At 71.0% G+C, this 16,722-nt stretch carries 15 protein-coding genes; 8 read left to right on the top strand and 7 right to left on the bottom strand.

The annotated features are described in order from the left end of the window. Positions 1 to 589 (bottom strand): alpha-ketoglutarate-dependent dioxygenase AlkB (locus JHN63_RS25490; protein ID WP_200684617.1); only part of this gene is annotated, 589 nt, incomplete at its 3' end. Between the two features lie 77 nt (positions 590 to 666). On the opposite strand from JHN63_RS25490, the gene JHN63_RS25495 reads away from it, so the two are divergent. Then, the gene (locus JHN63_RS25495) at positions 667 to 1,800 is read left to right on the top strand and encodes a methyltransferase (RefSeq protein WP_200684619.1); all 1,134 of its coding nucleotides are present in this window, start codon (positions 667 to 669) and stop codon (positions 1,798 to 1,800) included. Here the strand turns inward: JHN63_RS25495 and JHN63_RS25500 are convergent. Next, positions 1,790 to 2,659, bottom strand: a complete 870-nt coding sequence (locus JHN63_RS25500; RefSeq protein ID WP_200684627.1) for a class II fructose-bisphosphate aldolase — start codon at positions 2,657 to 2,659, stop codon at positions 1,790 to 1,792. The two genes, JHN63_RS25495 and JHN63_RS25500, sit on opposite strands and share 11 nt — an antisense overlap. A gap of 16 nt (positions 2,660 to 2,675) precedes the next feature. Beyond that, positions 2,676 to 3,557 (bottom strand): SIS domain-containing protein, encoded by an 882-nt coding sequence (locus tag JHN63_RS25505; RefSeq protein WP_200684635.1) that lies wholly within the window; start codon positions 3,555 to 3,557, stop codon positions 2,676 to 2,678. A gap of 124 nt (positions 3,558 to 3,681) precedes the next feature. Between JHN63_RS25505 and JHN63_RS25510 the strand changes: the two genes are divergently transcribed. From JHN63_RS25510 to JHN63_RS25520, 3 genes are all read left to right on the top strand, one after another. Further along, the gene (locus JHN63_RS25510; RefSeq protein ID WP_200684637.1) at positions 3,682 to 4,461 is read left to right on the top strand and encodes a DeoR/GlpR family DNA-binding transcription regulator; all 780 of its coding nucleotides are present in this window, start codon (positions 3,682 to 3,684) and stop codon (positions 4,459 to 4,461) included. Between the two features lie 76 nt (positions 4,462 to 4,537). After that, positions 4,538 to 5,908, top strand: coding sequence for an SWIM zinc finger family protein (locus tag JHN63_RS25515; protein WP_200684639.1), 1,371 nt, complete (start codon positions 4,538 to 4,540; stop codon positions 5,906 to 5,908). Then, positions 5,905 to 8,565: a DUF6493 family protein gene (locus JHN63_RS25520; protein WP_200684641.1), complete on the top strand. Its 2,661-nt coding sequence runs from the start codon at positions 5,905 to 5,907 to the stop codon at positions 8,563 to 8,565. Before JHN63_RS25515 ends, JHN63_RS25520 begins: the two co-directional genes overlap by 4 nt. Before the next feature lie 81 nt (positions 8,566 to 8,646). On the opposite strand, the gene JHN63_RS25525 is transcribed toward JHN63_RS25520, so the two are convergent. The 3 genes from JHN63_RS25525 to JHN63_RS25535 all read right to left on the bottom strand — a co-directional run bounded on the left by JHN63_RS25525 (position 8,647) and on the right by JHN63_RS25535 (position 11,111). Beyond that, positions 8,647 to 9,099 carry a phospholipase gene (locus tag JHN63_RS25525; RefSeq protein ID WP_200684643.1) on the bottom strand — a complete coding sequence of 151 codons (453 nt, stop codon included), beginning with the start codon at positions 9,097 to 9,099 and terminating at the stop codon, positions 8,647 to 8,649. Positions 9,100 to 9,327: 228 nt separating this feature from the next. After that, positions 9,328 to 10,074, bottom strand: coding sequence for a TIGR03943 family protein (locus JHN63_RS25530; RefSeq protein ID WP_200684645.1), 747 nt, complete (start codon positions 10,072 to 10,074; stop codon positions 9,328 to 9,330). Next, the gene (locus tag JHN63_RS25535) at positions 10,071 to 11,111 is read right to left on the bottom strand and encodes a permease (RefSeq protein ID WP_200684647.1); all 1,041 of its coding nucleotides are present in this window, start codon (positions 11,109 to 11,111) and stop codon (positions 10,071 to 10,073) included. The genes JHN63_RS25530 and JHN63_RS25535 overlap by 4 nt, the downstream gene beginning before the upstream one ends. A 48-nt stretch (positions 11,112 to 11,159) precedes the next feature. Here JHN63_RS25535 and JHN63_RS25540 point away from each other — a divergent pair, with 48 nt between their 5' ends. Further along, positions 11,160 to 12,005 (top strand): PhzF family phenazine biosynthesis protein, encoded by an 846-nt coding sequence (locus JHN63_RS25540; RefSeq protein WP_200684649.1) that lies wholly within the window; start codon positions 11,160 to 11,162, stop codon positions 12,003 to 12,005. On the opposite strand, the gene JHN63_RS25545 is transcribed toward JHN63_RS25540, so the two are convergent. Further along, positions 12,002 to 12,766 (bottom strand): FCD domain-containing protein, encoded by a 765-nt coding sequence (locus JHN63_RS25545; protein WP_307781980.1) that lies wholly within the window; start codon positions 12,764 to 12,766, stop codon positions 12,002 to 12,004. The two genes, JHN63_RS25540 and JHN63_RS25545, sit on opposite strands and share 4 nt — an antisense overlap. A gap of 242 nt (positions 12,767 to 13,008) precedes the next feature. Here JHN63_RS25545 and JHN63_RS25550 point away from each other — a divergent pair, with 242 nt between their 5' ends. From JHN63_RS25550 to JHN63_RS25560, 3 genes are read left to right on the top strand one after another with little or no spacing between them, the layout of a single operon-like run. After that, positions 13,009 to 13,905 carry a proline iminopeptidase-family hydrolase gene (locus tag JHN63_RS25550; RefSeq protein WP_200684658.1) on the top strand — a complete coding sequence of 299 codons (897 nt, stop codon included), beginning with the start codon at positions 13,009 to 13,011 and terminating at the stop codon, positions 13,903 to 13,905. Between the two features lie 58 nt (positions 13,906 to 13,963). Continuing rightward, positions 13,964 to 15,694 carry an ABC transporter substrate-binding protein gene (locus tag JHN63_RS25555; protein WP_200684660.1) on the top strand — a complete coding sequence of 577 codons (1,731 nt, stop codon included), beginning with the start codon at positions 13,964 to 13,966 and terminating at the stop codon, positions 15,692 to 15,694. After that, complete coding sequence (locus JHN63_RS25560) at positions 15,691 to 16,719, top strand: ABC transporter permease (protein ID WP_200684662.1); 1,029 nt, start codon at positions 15,691 to 15,693, stop codon at positions 16,717 to 16,719. The genes JHN63_RS25555 and JHN63_RS25560 overlap by 4 nt, the downstream gene beginning before the upstream one ends. Positions 16,720 to 16,722: the final 3 nt, after the last annotated feature.

Raw genomic sequence — 16,722 nt, forward strand, 5'->3', positions numbered from 1 at the left:
CCCCCGGCCCCGTGCCCTCGTACACCCTCGGCACCCCGTGATAGGCCAGCCGCGAAGGCCCCCCGAACACGAACAGGTCCCCGCTCCTCAACTCGACGTCCGTGTACGGCTTCGTACGGGTCTCGGTATTGCCGAAGCGGAAGACGCAGGTGTCACCGAGGCTGAGCGAGACGACGGGCGCATCGGATTTCTCGTCGCTGTCGCGGTGCATGCCCATACGTGCGTCGCCGTCGTAGAAATTGATCAGGGCGATGTCGTACGACGCCGTCGGCGCCCCCAGTGCGTCGGTGACCGCTCGCTGCCCCAGGTCGTCGAGCCAGGTCGGGAAGGGTTTCACGGGGGTGCCGTCGCCGTCGGTCGTCGTGCGGGAGTAGGCGTACGGGTACCAGTGCCAGCCCAGGCACACCTGCCGGGCGGTCATCGTGCCGCCGCCGGGTGTGCGGACCGTGCGCAGACCGGCGGGCGGCCGGGCCCACTCGCGGCAGGCCGTCAGGAGCTCGCGCCGGCGGTCCGGGTCGAGCCAGTCCGGCAGGTGCACCGCACCCGGCGCGACCTCCGTGCGGGCCCTCGGAAACAGCTCGGCGTCCATGGGCCCATCCTGCCCCGACCGGCCATGAGCTGGCACTCGGTTAGCCTTGGCGCACGATGGACGACCATATCGACCGAATGACGACTCCGTGGGGCGAGCGCGCCCTGGCCCGCTTCCCCGAGGACCCGCGCGACCGGCTGCGCGCCTGGGACGCCTCCGACGAATACCTTCTGCGGCAGCTCGCGGAACAGGACACCCCGCTGTCCGGCACGGTCGTGATCGTGGGCGACCGTTGGGGCGCCCTGACCACGGCACTCGCGGAGCACGGCCCGGTGCAGATCACTGACTCGTTCCTCACCCAGGAGGCCACCAGGGCGAACCTCGCGCGCAACGAGGTCGACGCGACTTCCGTACGGCTGCTCACCACCCAGGATCCGCCGCCCGAGCGCGTCGCCGTCCTGCTGGTGCGGGTGCCCAAGAGCCTCGCGCTGCTGGAGGACCAGTTGCTGCGGCTGGCGCCCGCGGTGCACGCGGACACGGTCGTCGTGGGCACCGGCATGGTGAAGGAGATCCACACCTCGACACTGAAGCTGTTCGAGCGGATCCTCGGCCCGACCCGGACCTCGCTGGCCGAGAAGAAGGCCCGGCTGATCCACTGCACGCCACGGTCCTCGGGGACGCGTGCCGCCAACCCTTGGCCGCACAGCTACGCCCTGCCGGACGGCATCGGTGTGGTGTCGGGGCGGACCGTGGTCAACCACGCGGGTGTGTTCTGCGCCGAGCGCCTCGACATCGGCACCCGTTTCCTCCTCCAGCATCTGCCCCCGAGTCGCGGTCTGCGCCGGGTCGTCGACCTCGGGTGCGGCAACGGTGTCGTCGGTACGGCGGTGTCGCTGGCCGATCCGGAGGCCGAAGTCCTGTTCGTGGACGAGTCGTTCCAGGCCGTCGCGTCGGCCGAGGCCACGTACAAGGCCAACGGGGTACCGGGGCATGCCGAGTTCAGGGTCGGGGACGGGCTGGTCGGGGTGGCGGCCGACAGTGTCGACCTCGTGCTCAACAATCCGCCGTTCCACTCCCATCAGGCGACGACGGACGCGACGGCCTGGCGGATGTTCAGCGGGGCGCGGCGCGCGCTGCGGCCGGGCGGTGAGCTGTGGGTGATCGGCAACCGTCATCTCGCCTACCACGTGAAGCTGAAGCGGCTGTTCGGCAACAGTCAACTGGTCGCCAGCGACTCGAAGTTCGTGGTGCTGAAGGCCGTCAAGCGGTAGCCGGACGCCTTCCGTCGAGCAGGGCGACGATGCGGGCCACCGCGTCCGCCATCGCCTCCCGGGCCGCGCTCAGGTAGGTGCGGGAGTCGACCGCCTCGGGGTGCGCGGCGAGGTGGGCGCGGATCGCGCCGGTCATCGCGAGGTTGAGGGCCGTGCCCACGTTGACCTTGGCGATGCCTCCGGCGACGGCCGCGGTCAGTTCGTCGTCGGGGACTCCCGAGGAGCCGTGCAGGACGAGGGGGACGTCCAGGGTGGCGGTGAGCCGCTTGAGGAGGTCGTGGTCGAGGGTGGCGGTACGGGTCGTCATGGCGTGCGAGCTGCCGATGGCGACGGCGAGCGCGTCCACGCCGGAGTCGGCGACGAAGGCGCGGGCCCGGTCGGGTTCGGTGCGGGCGCCGGGTGCGTGGGGGGCCAAGGGCGGCTCGCCGTTCTTGCCGCCGACCTCTCCCAACTCGGCCTCGATCCACAGCCCTTGGGCGTGTGCCCAGTCGGCGGCGGCGCGGGTCGCGGTGAGGTTCTCGGCATAGGGCAGGCGGGCCGCGTCGTACATGACGGAGCTGAAACCGGCGCCGGGTGCCTGTCGTAGCAGGTCGTCGCTCTGGACGTGGTCGAGGTGCAACGCGACGGGTACGGCGGCCCGTTCGGCGGCGGCGACGGCCGCGCGGGCGAGCGGGAGGAGGCGGCCGTTGCGGAACTTGACGGCGTTCTCGCTGACTTGGAGGACCACGGGCGAGTCGGCGGACTCGGCGCCGGCGACGACGGCCTCGATGTGTTCCAGCGTGATGATGTTGAAGGCGGCGACGGCGGAGCGGGCCTCGGCGGCTCGGGTGACGAGTTCGCCGGTGGTGACGAGGGGCATGGCCTCTCCAGTCCTTTCAGGGGGCGAGGATCACCGAGCGGGTGAGGTGGCGCGGGCGGTCGGGGTCGAGGTCGCGGTGTGCGGCGACGGCGACCGCGAGGCGCTGGGCGCGGACGAGTTCGGCGAGCGGGTCGAGGCCGCCCTCGATCCACAACCCGCCGGTGGCGCCCACCTGTTGGGCGAGTCCCTCGGGTGCCTCGCCGAGCATCCAGGTGGCGGTGCCGTGGGTGGTGATGCTGATCGGGCCGTGGCGGTACTCCATCGCCGGGTAGGCCTCGGTCCAGGACAGCGAGGCCTCGCGCATCTTGAGCCCGGCCTCGTTGGCGAGGCCGACCGTCCAGCCCCGGCCGAGGAAGGTGAACTGGGTGCAGGCGACGAGCTGTTGGGACAGTTCGGCGGCGAGCGCGGTGCGGGCGTCGGCGACCACGGCGTCGGTGTGCAGGCCCAGATGGGCGCGGAGCAGGGTGACCGCGGTGGTCGCGAACCGGGTCTGCACGACGGAGCGTTCGTCGGCGAAGTCGAGGACCACGATCTCGTCGGCGGCCGTCATGACCGGGGTGTGCGGGTCGGCGGTGATCGCGGTGGTGCGGGTGCGGCCCCTCAACTGCCCGAGGAGTTCCAGCACTTCGGTGGTCGTGCCGGAGCGGGTGAGGGCGAGGACCCGGTCGTACGAGCGGCCGTGGGGGAACTCGGAGGCGGCGAAGGCGTCGGTCTCGCCCTGGCCCGAGTCCTCGCGCAGGGCGGCGACGGCCTGGGCCATGAAGTACGAGGTGCCGCAGCCGACGATCGCGACCCGCTCACCCGGCGCCGGCAGCGCGTCCCGGTGCTCCGGCGCCTGTGAGACGGCGTGTATCCAGCACTCGGGCTGGCTGTTCAGTTCGTCCTCGACATAGGTCATGCCGTACCCCTCCCCAGTAATGCTCGTTCCTGCAAGATATAGCGAGCTTTCGAGCACAATCAAGCAATCAGGTGCGGGTGGTGTGCGTTAGGGTCGCCGGAGAATCGAGGAACGGAGAGTGCGGATGTCGCGCGACGCCCGCTGGAAGGCGCTGCTGGAGCTGCTCGTGGAACGCGGGCGGCTCGACGTCGAGGAGGCCGCGGCCGACCTCGCGGTGTCGGCCGCGACGATCCGCCGTGACTTCGACCAACTCGCCGAGCAGCAGATGCTGGTGCGCACCCGGGGCGGCGCCGTGGTGCACGGGGTGTCGTACGAACTGCCGTTGCGCTACAAGACCGCCCGGCACGCCTCCGAGAAGCAGCGCATCGCCAAGGCGGTGGCCGAACTCGTCGCGCCCGGCGAGGCGGTGGGCCTGACCGGCGGCACGACGACCACGGAGGTGGCCCGCGCCCTGGCCGTGCGCGGCGATCTCACGACCGGAACGCCCGCGCTGACCATCGTGACGAACGCGCTCAACATCGCCAACGAGCTTGCCGTACGGCCCCAGTTCAAGATCGTGCTGACCGGTGGGGTCGCGCGACCGCAGTCGTACGAACTCGTCGGGCCGCTCGCGGACGGGGTGCTCTCGCAGATCACCGTCGATGTGGCGGTGCTCGGTGTGGTCGCCTTCGATGTGACGCACGGCGCGGCTGCGCACGACGAGGCGGAGGCCGCGATCAACCGGCTGCTGTGCGAGCGGGCCGAGCGGGTGGTCGTCGCGGCCGACTCCAGCAAGCTCGGCCAGCGGGCCTTCGCCCGGATCTGTTCGGCGGAGTCGGTGGACACGCTGGTGACGGACTCGGCGGTGGGGCCGGACATGGTGCGGCGGTTCGAGGAGGCGGGGCTCAGGGTCGTCACGGTGTGACGTCCGTGCCGCTTCGCCCGCGTCCACGTCTCCGAGTCCGGCGGCTGCTGTCGGTGCCCGGCCATAGCGTGTCCGCGTGACCTCATCCTTACAGTCCTACACCTATCTGCACCCGTCGGCCGTGCGCGCGTCCGCGGGCGGGCGCACCCTCGCGCTGGAGACCTCCGGCGGGGCCACGCCGGCCGGTGCGGCGGCCCATCCGCACTTCTTCAGCGGCTTTCTGACCGCGCCGACCGCCGCGGCGGCGGCACTGCTGGCGGTCGCCGACGTGGCGGCCACCCGCTACTACCGGCCGGCCGCGCCGGCCTCGTTGGACCCGGTGGTGACGGCCGACGGCGACCGGCTGCGGATGGAGTCCTTCTCCGGCTGCTGCGGTGTCTACGCCCGCCTCGACGTGCTCGCCCCCGGGCTCGACGGTGACGACATCGGCCACGGCACCACGAACGTCGACATCAACCTCCCGCTGCGCCGGGCGCTCGCCGCACTCGGCGGTCTGGATCCCCTGCAACTGACCGTCGGCCCGGAGGAGTTGGAGGTCAGGACCTTCGACGGCCGGTTCGTGGAGAAGCGGGTCCCCCTGCCGGAGCGGTGGCTGCGCGGTTTCGCCGAGGCCCAGGTGCTCGCGGCGGGCTTCACCCTGCGCGCCGAGGTGCCGGCGGCGGAGGCCGCGGCGGTCCTGCGCGCACTGCCACGGTCGGGAGCCGCCGGCCGCACGACGCGCTGGCTGATGCCCGCGGGCCGCACCCTGCGCCCCACGAGCAGACCGGCACCCGGAGCCGTATGCCTGCCCGGACCCGACCGATTGCTGACGCTGCGTCAAGTGCTGCGCCACGCCACGACCTTGCGGATCTACGCCCCCGACCTGACGGAGGGGCAGGCCACGGCCGTCGCCTGGGAGTTGGCGCTGCCGGGCATGCGGCTGACGCTCCTGCTCTCGCAGGACGCGGCACGGGGGTTCTCCGGTGAGGGCGGTGTGCTGTACGACCTCGTCGGCGGCCCGGCGGCGGACGACGCGGACCTCGTCTCGGCCCTGCTGGCCTGGGAGCCGAGGGTCGAGGTGTCCGAGCTGTCCCGGCTGGCCAATCTGTCTCCTGAGCGGGTCCGGGCCGCGCTGACGGTGCTGGGGACGTCCGGTCAGATCGGCTACGACCTCGCGGAGGAGGCGTACTTCCCTCGCCAACTGCCCTACTCCGCGGGCGCCGTGGAGACACGCAACCCCCGGCTGCGCGGAGCACGGGCCCTGGTCGCCGACGACGCGGTCCGGCTCGACGGCGCGCTGACCCGGGTCGGGAGGGGCGACCAGGTCCATCTGGTCCGTGCCGACGACGCGGGCGAGCTGAGCTGCACGTGCCTGTGGTGGGCGAAGTACCGGGACGGACGCGGCCCTTGCACCCATGTGCTCGCGGCGCGCATGGTCCGGGACGAGACGACGGAGGCGGCACTGTGAGACTGCTGGAACTCGCGGAAGCCGGCGAACTCGCCGCAGTGGTCGAAGAGTTGGGCACGCTGACCGTGGAGCGGCGCGCCACGTGCGCGAAGGACACGGCGGCCCTTCGGGAGGCGTTACAGGAGACCCGGTACCAGCGGCCCCAGGAGGAGGTCGCCGCCTGGTACGCCGCGGATCTGGGGTGCCAGGTCACGCCAGAGACCGCTGCGGACTGGCTCGCGCGGCACCATCAGGCGATCCGGCCCGACGCCTGGGCGATCGACGTCCTCGACCTGTACCCCGTTGCCTGGCAGGCCGAGTTGGTCGCACGGCTCGACGACCAGGGGGTGCGGATGTCCGTCGGCTGGCTCAGGGTCGTGGAGCATGTCGTACGGACCACGGGCTGCCCGGCGCCGACGACGGACCCGTTCCTCTTCTACTGGCTGCCCGACCGCGCGGGCGACCACGGCGAGCGGCCCGGACATCTGCGGGGCGGGGCGCCGGGAGCGAACCTGGCGGAGCGGCTGCGTGCCGACGACTTCACCCCGGTACTCCTGCCCCTGATCGTGGCGCACCCGGCGCGTTTCGTCACCAACCGCACGTACTGGCTGGACCTGTTGACCGGCCTCGCCGCCGACGGCCTGATCGATCGCGAGGAGCTCGTCCGCAATCTCTTCGCGGACCTGGCGAATGATCCACCGCACCCGCACCACGGCTGGGAGATCGTGCACTCACTGGCCCTCACACCGTCGGAACACGCCCTGGTCGCGGACGAACGCGCCGCACTCGTCGAGCGTCCGCTCGGCCGTCTCCTCCAGGACGGAACCCGCATGGAGACGGCGCCGCCCCTCGCCTTCCTGCGTGCCCTGGCACCCGCACCGGCCGAGAACGCGGTGGTCGTGCGGGACCATGTGGCCCTGCTGGACGGGTCGTTGCCGGTGGCCGCCTACGCCCAGGAGATCTTGGCCGGGGTGGACGAGGCGGGGCTGCTGGAGCCCGACGTCCTCACCGAGATCTGCGAACGGTTCCTGCTGCGGCCGGAGAAGAAGCTTGTCAGGGCCCAACTGTCTTGGCTCGACCGGGAGATCCGGCGGGACCCTACGCGTGCCGCCCGTGTCCTGGTCGACGCGGCGATGGCCTTCGACCACCGGGACGCGTCCTTGCAGGAGCGCGCTCTCGACGTGGTCGCCCGACACCTCAGCCGTGCCGGGGACACGGCGTTGCCGGAACTGCGGACGGCCGCCGGGCGGCTCGGCCCCGGCCTCGCGGAACGAGCCGCCGAACTGCTCGGCATATCCCGGGATACCGACGCCGTGGAGCAGGTCGCCGACGTACTGCCCGTCCTGACCGGCCCCCGACCGGTGCCAGGGCCCATCGCGACGGCCGTCGAGGTCGCGCAGGAGGTCGCGGCGGTCGTCGCGGACGACTGGGACGTGGTGCCGTTCGAACGCGCCCTGGACGGGCTGGTCCGCCACGCCCACCGCGATCGGGGCGCACTGTCCGAGGCGCTGGGTCCGGTCGTGCGCAGAACACCCCGCGAGAGGTACGACTGCACGCAGTCCGACCTCTACGACGTGGCACGGGCGGTACGGGGCGACGAGCCGAGGGACAACGCCGTCCAACGGCGCGGGGGCAGCCCGTACGCCCGCGTCCCCTCCCTCGCCGGAGCCATGCTCATGGCGCGGCTGACCGAGGCGATTGACGTCATCGAGTCCGGCACCCAGCCGTTCCTGCTGGCCGTGCCGACCCACACCACCGGCGCGCTGGACGCCGCCCAACTGGTGGCGCGGATCAGGGAGTTGGAGGATCTCGACATCACCCCCGCGCCGGTCGACCTGGCACAGGCGCTGCTGCGCGTGACCCCCGCCCCGGGTGAGGAGGCGCTGCGCTCGGCCGAGAGGCTGCGTTCGGACGCCGGGCGGCGGCTGGCGCGGTGGCTGCGCGAGGGGGGACTGCCGCGTCAGAGCTCGCACCGGGAGGGGTGGCGGGAGCAGAAGCCGGTCAGTTCGTGGGAGATGTGGTGTACGCCCACCCGACCCGGAGTGGTCGTCGATCCACCGTTCCCGTCTGCCGCGGCGGCGCTGTTCGGGCCGTATCGGCGGCGGAAGACCTCGCTCGGGGAGCCGGCCGCGCCCTTCTGGGTGGCTCAACTGCCGTACCACCGCGACGAAGTGATGGCACGGGACTACATGGAATCTCCGCAGGCCGGACGGGGCAGGACCGGGATCCTGCCGCTCGTGGCGGAGTCCGGGGGTCCCGCGGAATACGCGGTGCACCTCACGCTGGCGCTCGACATGAGCATGGATCAGGACGCGGCGGTGGACGCCCTGCTGGTGCTCGCCGCGCGGGGCCAGTTGGACAGTGGACTGCTCGGAGAACAGATCGAGGTGCTGATACGCGCCCGGTGGCTGGAGTCGAACCGCGCGCACGACGCGCTGCGCAGCGCGGCCGACACGGGGGCCTACGCCACCGTGTGGTCCGTCCTGGCGGCCGCCCTCCCGGGTCTGCTGCGGGACACGCCGGTCCGGGGCGCGGGGGCGTTCCTCTCGCTGGGCGTCGTGTGCGCCTCGCACTGCGGCGCCAAGGGCGAGATCCCCGAGGTCACGGCCGTGGCCGAGCGCACCGGATCGAGTCAACTGGTCAAGAGCGCAAGGCTGTTGCGCGACGCGTTGCGCTGACCCTCGATCAAAGCCGCGGGAACACGAGTTGTGGGATGCCTGAGCCGACATCCCGCATCCCGGACCGTGGTTGACGGTGCGTCAGCCGAAGACCTTGACGGCCTGGTAGTACGTCCACGCCGTACTGGTGCAGGCGGTCGCGGTGGCGCCGCTGTAGCTGTTGCAGACGCGCTTGAGGTCCTCGTAGAAGGCGCTGTCGAGCCGCGACTTGTTGGCGTCGAAGGCGCCGGCGGCCTTGTAGTTGCGGTAGCCGAAGTCGTGGCGGGCGCAGGACGTGGCGAAGGGGAAACCGAAGGGGTTGTCGGGCGAGTCGGAGCAGTAGTCGGTGGACCAGTCGAACTCGTAGGCGGACCAGGCGGTTTGGTTGGCGCGGGCCGCGGCCCAGAGGTTGTAGCTCGACGAGCTGGTCTGGGTCCAGCTCGAGAGGACCTGGGGCTTGTCGGCGGGAGCGGCGGTGGCGCCTGTCGCGGTGGCGACGACGGCGGCCAGGGCCAGAGTCGAGGCGGCGAGACCGGTGGCGAGTCTGCGGTGCATCCAACACCTCCATGAGACCGCGATCCGTCCGTCGGATCGCAGGTTCATGACAAGATGATTTACGCGTTGACCCCCGCTTCACACCGCATGTGCCCCAATGACCCGTTAACTCTCGGACATGCCAGGCGATCGGGACATGAACCCGACGGGACGAACCAGCAGAAGGACTGGCGGAAGGGCCGGCAGAGAGGTGCGCAACTCCCCTGCTGCCGACCGGAGTTCGCGTGCTCAGGACGGCGTGAGGGGCAGGTCGTCCGTGAAGGCGTTGACGGGCTGGGCGATGTTCCGGGTGGCGTGGACGTCGAGGGCCGCCGCCGCGGTCCTGGTGCCGAGTGCGCCCTGTGCGTGCCAGGTTCCGGTGACGGCCAGCCAGGTGTTGGCGGGCGGGGCCGGAGTGCCGTACATGTGGACCTTGACCGTCTGGGCGTCGGCCGCGCAGCAGGTGAAGATGATCCGGGTCAGGTCCCAGCCGCCACCTCTGACCGGCGTGGCGAAGCCGGTCATCTCGACGCTGCGGCCCTTGATGGCCAGCTCCTTGTCCTGCTGGACCCGGGTGGTGAAGTCCGTGAGTGTCATCGGCAGGGGCGAGGTCGCGGGCAGTGCGGCGAACCCCTTCCGCTGTTTCACGGTCTCGCTGCCGGCGTGGGAGGCCGTGTAGGCGCCGAGGGCGGGTGGGGCGTAGAAGAGGAGGCTGAGCGCGGGGAGGAAGAGCAGCCAGGCGATGCGGGGGGCGGACGAGTGGTCATGGCCGTGGTCGTGACCGTGGTCGTGTTCCTCTTCGTCGTCGGCGGCGGAGTGGGTGCGGTCCAGCGCCGCGTGGGCCAGGCCCAGCAGCAGCAGGAGTACGCCGGAGACGATCAGGAGCGGACGCAGGCCTTCCTTGACGTAGCGAAGGTAGAGGTCGGTGAAGAGGGCCGTGTGCAGGAGGCCCAGGCCGGTCAGGATCAGGAGGGTCACTTGTGCGGTGCGCTTCACAGGAGGGCGCCTCCGATCAGGACGCTGGCGGCCACGGCCACGACGGTGGTCGCGGTGGAGAAGCGCACCGCGAACGCCCGGCCGAAGGTGCCGGCCTGAAGGGCGATCAGCTTGAGGTCCACCATGGGGCCGACCACCATGAAGGCCAGTCGGGCTGTGGGTGAGAAGCCGGTGAGCGAGGCGGCCACGAACGCGTCGGCCTCGGAGCAGACCGCGAGGACGACGGCGAGCCCGGCCAGGAAGAGCACCGACAGCCAGGGCGAGCCGGAGAAGGTGTCGAGCACGGAGCGCGGCACGGTCACGTTGAAGGTGGCCGCGGCCATCGCGCCCAGGACGAGGAAGCCGCCGGCGTGCAGGAAGTCGTGCTGGAAGCCGAGCCGGAACTCCGTGAGGCGGCTGTGGCCCGACCGGTGCCCGGTGTGCCGGACGACCGGGCGCAGCCATTCCTCGCGGCCGAAGAACAGCCACAGCCAGCCCATCACGGCCGCCGTGGCGAGCGAGGCGAGCAGCCGGGCCAGCACCATGGCGGGGCTGCCGGGGAAGGCGACGGCGGTGGCGGTCAGCACGATCGGGTTGATCGCGGGCGCCGAGAGCAGGAACGCGAAGGCGGCGGCCGGGGTGACGCCCCGGCGGATCAGGCTGTTCGCGACGGGCACGGACGCGCATTCGCAGCCCGGCAGGACCACGCCCGCGATCCCCGCGACCGGCACGGCGAGCGCGGGGCGCTTGGGCAGCACCTTGGTGAACAGGTCCGCCGGGACGAAGGCGTTGATGGCCCCGGACAGGGCGGTGCCCAGGAGGAGGAAGGGCAGCGCCTGCACGGTGATGGCCAGGCAGACGGTGCGCCAGGCCGCCACGGCGGGGCCGTTCAGCCATGGCGTGCCCGACACCACGAGTACGGCCGCCGCCAGGCCGAGCGAGAGGACGAACACGGTGGGCGGGGGTCTGCGAAGAGCGCGGCGCCGTCGCTCGGGTGGATGGACGGCGGCCGGGATCGCCGTCTCCGTCACATCAAGCAGCTCATCCGTTTTTGGCATATTTGCTCCGAATGTCTGATGTTGCGACGAACATAGTACGGTTCTCGCGTGATCAGCCGACTGTCCGTCAGCATCGTCCGCGCGTGTCTGCGCGAGGGCACCGGCGGGAGTCCCACCGCGGTGCTGGACGAGGTGCCGTTGAGCGACGACGAGCGGTGCCGGGTGCCGGTCCTCGCGGGGACCTCGCACGCCGTGTTCGTGGCCGTGCGCGGGTCCGAGGTGTCGCTCCGCTTCTTCACCGCCGGGGGCGAACTGCCCGCGTGCGGCCACGGCACGGTCGCCGCCCTGGCCTTCCTCGCGGCGCGCGCCGGAGGCGCGGAGTACCGGGGCACCCTGCGTGCCGCCGGGCGTTCGTTCGCGGGCCGGGCCGTACGGGAGGGGTCGCGGTTCCGTGCCGTCTTCGAGCCCGGTCCCGTCGCGTTGCGCGAGCCGACCCCGAATGAGTGCGCGCTCGTCCTGCCCACGCTGGGCGTCAGCCCGGACGCGCTCGTTCCGGGTGTCCGCGTGGCCTCGGTCGGGCGGGAGCGGCTGCTCGTCCCGGTCGCCTCGCGCTCCGAACTCGCCGCGCTCGCACCGGACTTCGAGGCGCTGCGCGCGGCCTGCGACCGCTTCGGACTCCTAGGCTGCTACGTCTACTCGGTGCCGACCCCCACCGGTCGGATCGCGGCGCGGATGTTCGCGCCGTCGATCGGTGTCCCGGAGGACATCGCGAACGCCAACAGCACCGCGTGCCTCGCCGCGGACCTGGCCGGCCGGGGCGTCACCGGGATCGCCGTCGACATGGGCGACTCAATGGGCAGCCCGGCCACGATCACGGCGAGCGGGCGGCCCGTGGTGCGGGTCGGCGGTGTGGCTGAAGTCCCCAGTAACGTAAGGGAGTTGACGACCGGTTAGCGGGCCCGGACCCGTTCCAGTACGTCACGGATCAGGTCGGCGCTGATCGTGAAGTGGCCCCGGGCGATCTCCTCGGCCCGCTCGGGCTCGCCCCCGGCGATGGCCTCGTACAGGGCCTTGTGGTCCTCGCCGCCCTGGTGGAAGTGGGTCTGCTCACCCTTGCCCCAGGGTTCGACCGGGAAGCCGAGGCTGATGCGGGCCAGCAGGTCCTGGCTGAGCATGACGATCTGGGGGTTGCCGGTGGCGGCGCGGACGGCCTGGTGGAAGGCGCTGTCGGCGGTGTGCGCGTCGCGCTGGGTGCTCGCGGAGAGGTAGGCGGTCAGGGCGTCCCGCATGGGTTCGAGGTCCTTCGCGCTACGGCGCCGGGCGGCCGTGGCGGCGACCATGCCCTCCACCAGGCCGCGCAGATCGAAGAGTTGCTCGAACTCCTCCCAGCGGGGCAGCAGCGTGTGCCGGACCGCGGCCGCCGTCGACTCGGTCCAGCTGTCGCGGACGTAGGTCCCACCGTTGCGGCCGCGGCGGATCTCGACCACACCGACGGCCTGGAGGCGGGCCACCGCCTCGCGCACGGTGGGGCGGCTGACGTGCAGCAGCCCGGTGAGTTCGCGTTCGGCCGGCAGTCGTTCGCCGGGCAGGAAGTCGCCGACGGCGATCGCGGTGAGCAGCCGGTCGGACACCTCGTCGACCGCCGAGGCGACCCGCACCGGGCGCAGCGCGGAGGACGGTGAGCCGCCGCCGCCGAGGAGGACGCGGTCGAGCACGCGGGAGAACTCGTCGCCCGCTTCGGATGCCTCAGGTGCGGATGTCAGTTGTCCTCCCCCTTGAATGCCGCCGCTGTAAACGCGGACGGGCCGTGTGAACTCGCTGTTACGTCTTGCCCAGCCCCGACTAAAAGGTCTTGTGCGCTGACCTTTTACCCAATCACTATCGCAGCCATCCGTCACTTCCTTTTCCGTTTCAGCCAGCGGTCGGCTCGCGTCCGGCCCGACTGGGAGGCCCTCGCGTGGCGATTCCCGAACCACAGCACACCGGCACCGTCGACTTCAACGGGCATTCCACCTGGTACCGGATCACCGGCGAGCCCGGCCGGACCCCCTTGGTCGTCCTGCACGGAGGACCCGGCGCCGGTCACAACTACACCCTCAGCATCGCGGGCATCGCCGAGCAGGGGCGCCCAGTGGTGCACTACGACCAACTCGGCACCGGACTGTCCACGCATCTGCCCGACGAGGGCGCCGACTTCTGGACCGTCCAGCTCTTCCTCGACGAACTCGACAATCTCCTCAAGGAATTGGGCATCACCGATGCCTATCACCTCCTCGGGCAGTCCTGGGGCGGCATGCTCGCCGCCGAGCACGCGGTACGGCGTCCCGCCGGGCTGCGCGGTCTGGTCATCGCCAACTCCCCCGCGTCCATGGAGCTGTGGCTCGCCGCGGCGGCCGAACTGCGCGGCCGGCTCCCGCGCGAGGTCCAGCGCACCCTGCTCGCCCACGAGGCGGCCGGGACCACCGACCACCCCGACTACGTCGCCGCCGAGCAGGTCTTCAACGAGCGCCATGTGTGCCGTCTGACCCCCAACCCGCCCGAGGTGCAGGCCACTTGGGAGAACATCGCGGCCGACCCGACCGTGTACCACACGATGAACGGGCCCAACGAGTTCCATGTCGTCGGCACGCTCAAGGACTGGTCCGTGATCGACCGGCTGCATCTGGTCGAGGCACCGACCCTGCTGGTGTCCGGACGCTACGACGAGGCGACGCCCGAGACGCTGCGGCCTTTCGCCGACCACATCCCCGACGTGCGCTGGCACATGTTCGAGCGCTCCAGCCATATGCCGCACGTCGAGGAGGAAGAGCTCTACCTCCGGGTCGTGGGCACCTTCCTCGATTCCACCGACTGATCACCCAACTGATCACCCGGCCGCCCCAACCGCCGTTCCCCCGACGGGAGTTCCCTGGATGTCCCGCAGCACGAGACGAGGCGCGTTCGCCGCCGCCACCGTCGCCCTCGCCCTGACCACCGCCGCCTGTTCGTCCTCCGACAGCGGTTCCTCCGCCGACGCGAGCACGTCCGCTTCCTCGTCCACGGCCGGCTCCACGGCCTTTCTGCCGCAGCACAAGGGCGGCACCCTGAAGCTGGTCGCCCACGCGGCCGCCGGAAGCTTCGATCCGCAGGTCAACTACACGCTCCAGTACTGGCAGTTGTACCAGTCGATGTACGACGGGCTGCTGTCGTTCAAGAAGGTCGGCGGCCAGTCGTCGTTCACGGTCGTCCCGGACCTCGCAGCGGCGATGCCCAAGGTCACCAACGGTGGGAAGACGTACACCTTCACGCTCCGCAAGGGCATCACCTTCTCCAACGGCAAGGCACTGACCACCGACGACGTGGTGGCGTCCTTCCAGCGCATCTTCAAGGTCTCCAGCCCCACCGCGGGCACCTTCTACAACGGCATCGTCGGCGCCGCCGCCTGCCTGAAGACACCCGCGTCCTGCACCCTCAAGGGCGGTGTGACCGGCGACGCGACCGCGAACACGGTCACCATCAACCTCACCGCGCCGGACTCGGAGTTCCCGTACAAACTGGCCGTCCCGCACGCCAGCATCGTGCCGAAGGACTCGCCGACGAAGGACGCGGGAACGAAGCCGCTGCCGACGACCGGCCCCTACATGGCGGCCTCCTACGACCCGAACCGTGAGCTGAAGCTGGTGCGCAACCCGCACTTCAAGGAGTGGTCGCGGGAGGCCGAGCCGCAGGGGTACCCGGACGAGATCGACTACACCTTCGGGCAGACCGTCGAGTCCGAGGTCACCGCCGTCGAGAACGGCCAGGCGGACTGGATGTTCGACCCGCCGCCCGCCGACCGCCTCAACGAGATCGGCACCAAGTACACCGCCCAGGCGCATGTGAACCCGCTGACCGCGTTCTGGTACGCGACGCTGAACGTCAACTCGGCGCCGTTCAACAACAAGTTGGCGCGCCAGGCGATCAACTACGCGGTCGACCGGTCCGCCGTGGTGCGGCTCTACGGCGGCACCAACCTCGCCTCCCCCGCGTGCACGATCCTGCCGCCGGGCTTCCCCGGGCACGTCGACTCCTGCGACTACACCAAGGGCGGCGGCAAGACCTGGACGGCCGCGGACCTGGCCAAGGCCAAGGCGCTGGTGAAGCAGTCCGGTACGGCGGGGCAGGAGGTCGGCATCGTCGTGCAGGACGACGACGTCAACAAGTCGATCGGGCAGTACCTTCAGAGCCTGCTCACCCAGCTCGGCTACAAGGCGACGCTCAAGCCGCTGTCGGCGAACATCCAGTTCACCTACATCCAGAACACGAAGAACAAGGTCCAACTGGCCCTGACGTCCTGGTACCAGGACTATCCGGCGGCCTCGGACTTCCTCAACGTGCTGTTCTCCTGCGCCGCGTTCCACCCGGGAAGCGACTCCAGCATCAACATCTCGGGCTTCTGCGACAAGGGCATCGACGCGAAGATGCAGACCGCGCTGAAGACCGCCCAGACCGACCCGACGGCCGCCAACACACAGTGGGGCGCGATCGATCAGGCGATCATGCAGCAGTCGCCGGTCGTCCCGCTGATCAACCCGAAGATCATCGACTTCACGTCGAAGCGCCTGGGCAACTACCAGTTCAGCAAGCAGTTCTACATGCTCGTCGGCCAGACGTGGGTCAAGTGAGCACCGCCGCACCCCGGTTGGCCACCGTGGAGGCCCGGCGCTCGCCGGGCCCCTGGCGGACGGCCGGCGCCGACCTGTCGCGCAACAGGTCGGCGCTGGCCGCGGCCGTCGTCCTCTTCCTCGTCGTCCTGGCGGCCCTGTGCGCACCGCTGTACGCGCACCACATCGCCCACACCGACCCCTTCCAGTCCCATGTCTCCGGCACCACGGTCGTCGACGGGAAGACCGTGCCGGTGCTCACCCCGAGCAGCACCGGCCTCGGCCTCGGCGTCACCCCGATCGGCCCGACCTGGGACCCCGCCCACTACTTCCTCGGCGCCGACAACCAAGGGCGCGACGTCATGGCCCGGCTGCTCTACGGCGGCCGGACGAGCCTGTTCATCGGGTTCACGGCCGCGCTGCTCACCTGCGCTCTCGGTACGGTCGTCGGAGTCGTCGCCGGGTACGCGGGCGGTGTCGTGGACGCGGTCATCTCCCGTGTCCTGGACGTCATCTGGGCCTTCCCGGTGTACCTGCTCGCGATCTGTCTCTCGGTCGTCCTGCTCACCAATGGGCTGCATCTCGGCCCGCTCACCGTCGAGGCGGGAAGTCTCTGGCTGCCCGTCTCGATCATCGCGGCGATCTATGTGCCTTACATCGCACGGCCCTTGCGCGGTCAGGTGCTGGTGCTGCGCAACAAGGAGTACATCCAGGCGGCCATCGGCTCCGGGGCGCCGACCGCGCGCATCCTGCGCCGCGAGGTGCTGCCGAACGTCCTGCCCACGGCCATCGTGTTCGTCCCGCTGATGACCGCGCTCGCGATGCTCACGGAGTCTGCGCTCTCGTTCCTGTCCGTCGGTGTCCAACCCCCGGACGCCAGTTGGGGCACGATCATCGAGGACGGACTCGGGCTGCTCTACACCCGGCCGGCCGTGACGATCGCGCCCGGTCTGCTGATCGCGCTGACCACGGCGGCCCTCAACGTCCTCGGCGACGGCGTGCGCGACGCGCTCGACCCGGGCGCCCGGCTGCGCGGAGGGGTGTGAGAG

Source organism: Streptomyces sp. MBT65 (assembly GCF_016612545.1).
Lineage (GTDB): Bacteria > Actinomycetota > Actinomycetes > Streptomycetales > Streptomycetaceae > Streptomyces.

Excerpts from the sequence above, each read along its gene's own strand:
- JHN63_RS25555 (WP_200684660.1), top strand. The coding sequence starts at position 13,964 with ATGTCCCGCAGCACGAGACGAGGCGCGTTCGCCGCCGCCACCGTCGCC.
- JHN63_RS25510 (WP_200684637.1), top strand. The coding sequence starts at position 3,682 with ATGTCGCGCGACGCCCGCTGGAAGGCGCTGCTGGAGCTGCTCGTGGAA.
- JHN63_RS25500 (WP_200684627.1), bottom strand. The coding sequence starts at position 2,659 with ATGCCCCTCGTCACCACCGGCGAACTCGTCACCCGAGCCGCCGAGGCC.
- JHN63_RS25495 (WP_200684619.1), top strand. The coding sequence starts at position 667 with ATGACGACTCCGTGGGGCGAGCGCGCCCTGGCCCGCTTCCCCGAGGAC.
- JHN63_RS25505 (WP_200684635.1), bottom strand. The coding sequence starts at position 3,557 with ATGACCTATGTCGAGGACGAACTGAACAGCCAGCCCGAGTGCTGGATA.
- JHN63_RS25525 (WP_200684643.1), bottom strand. The coding sequence starts at position 9,099 with ATGCACCGCAGACTCGCCACCGGTCTCGCCGCCTCGACTCTGGCCCTG.
- JHN63_RS25535 (WP_200684647.1), bottom strand. The coding sequence starts at position 11,111 with ATGCCAAAAACGGATGAGCTGCTTGATGTGACGGAGACGGCGATCCCG.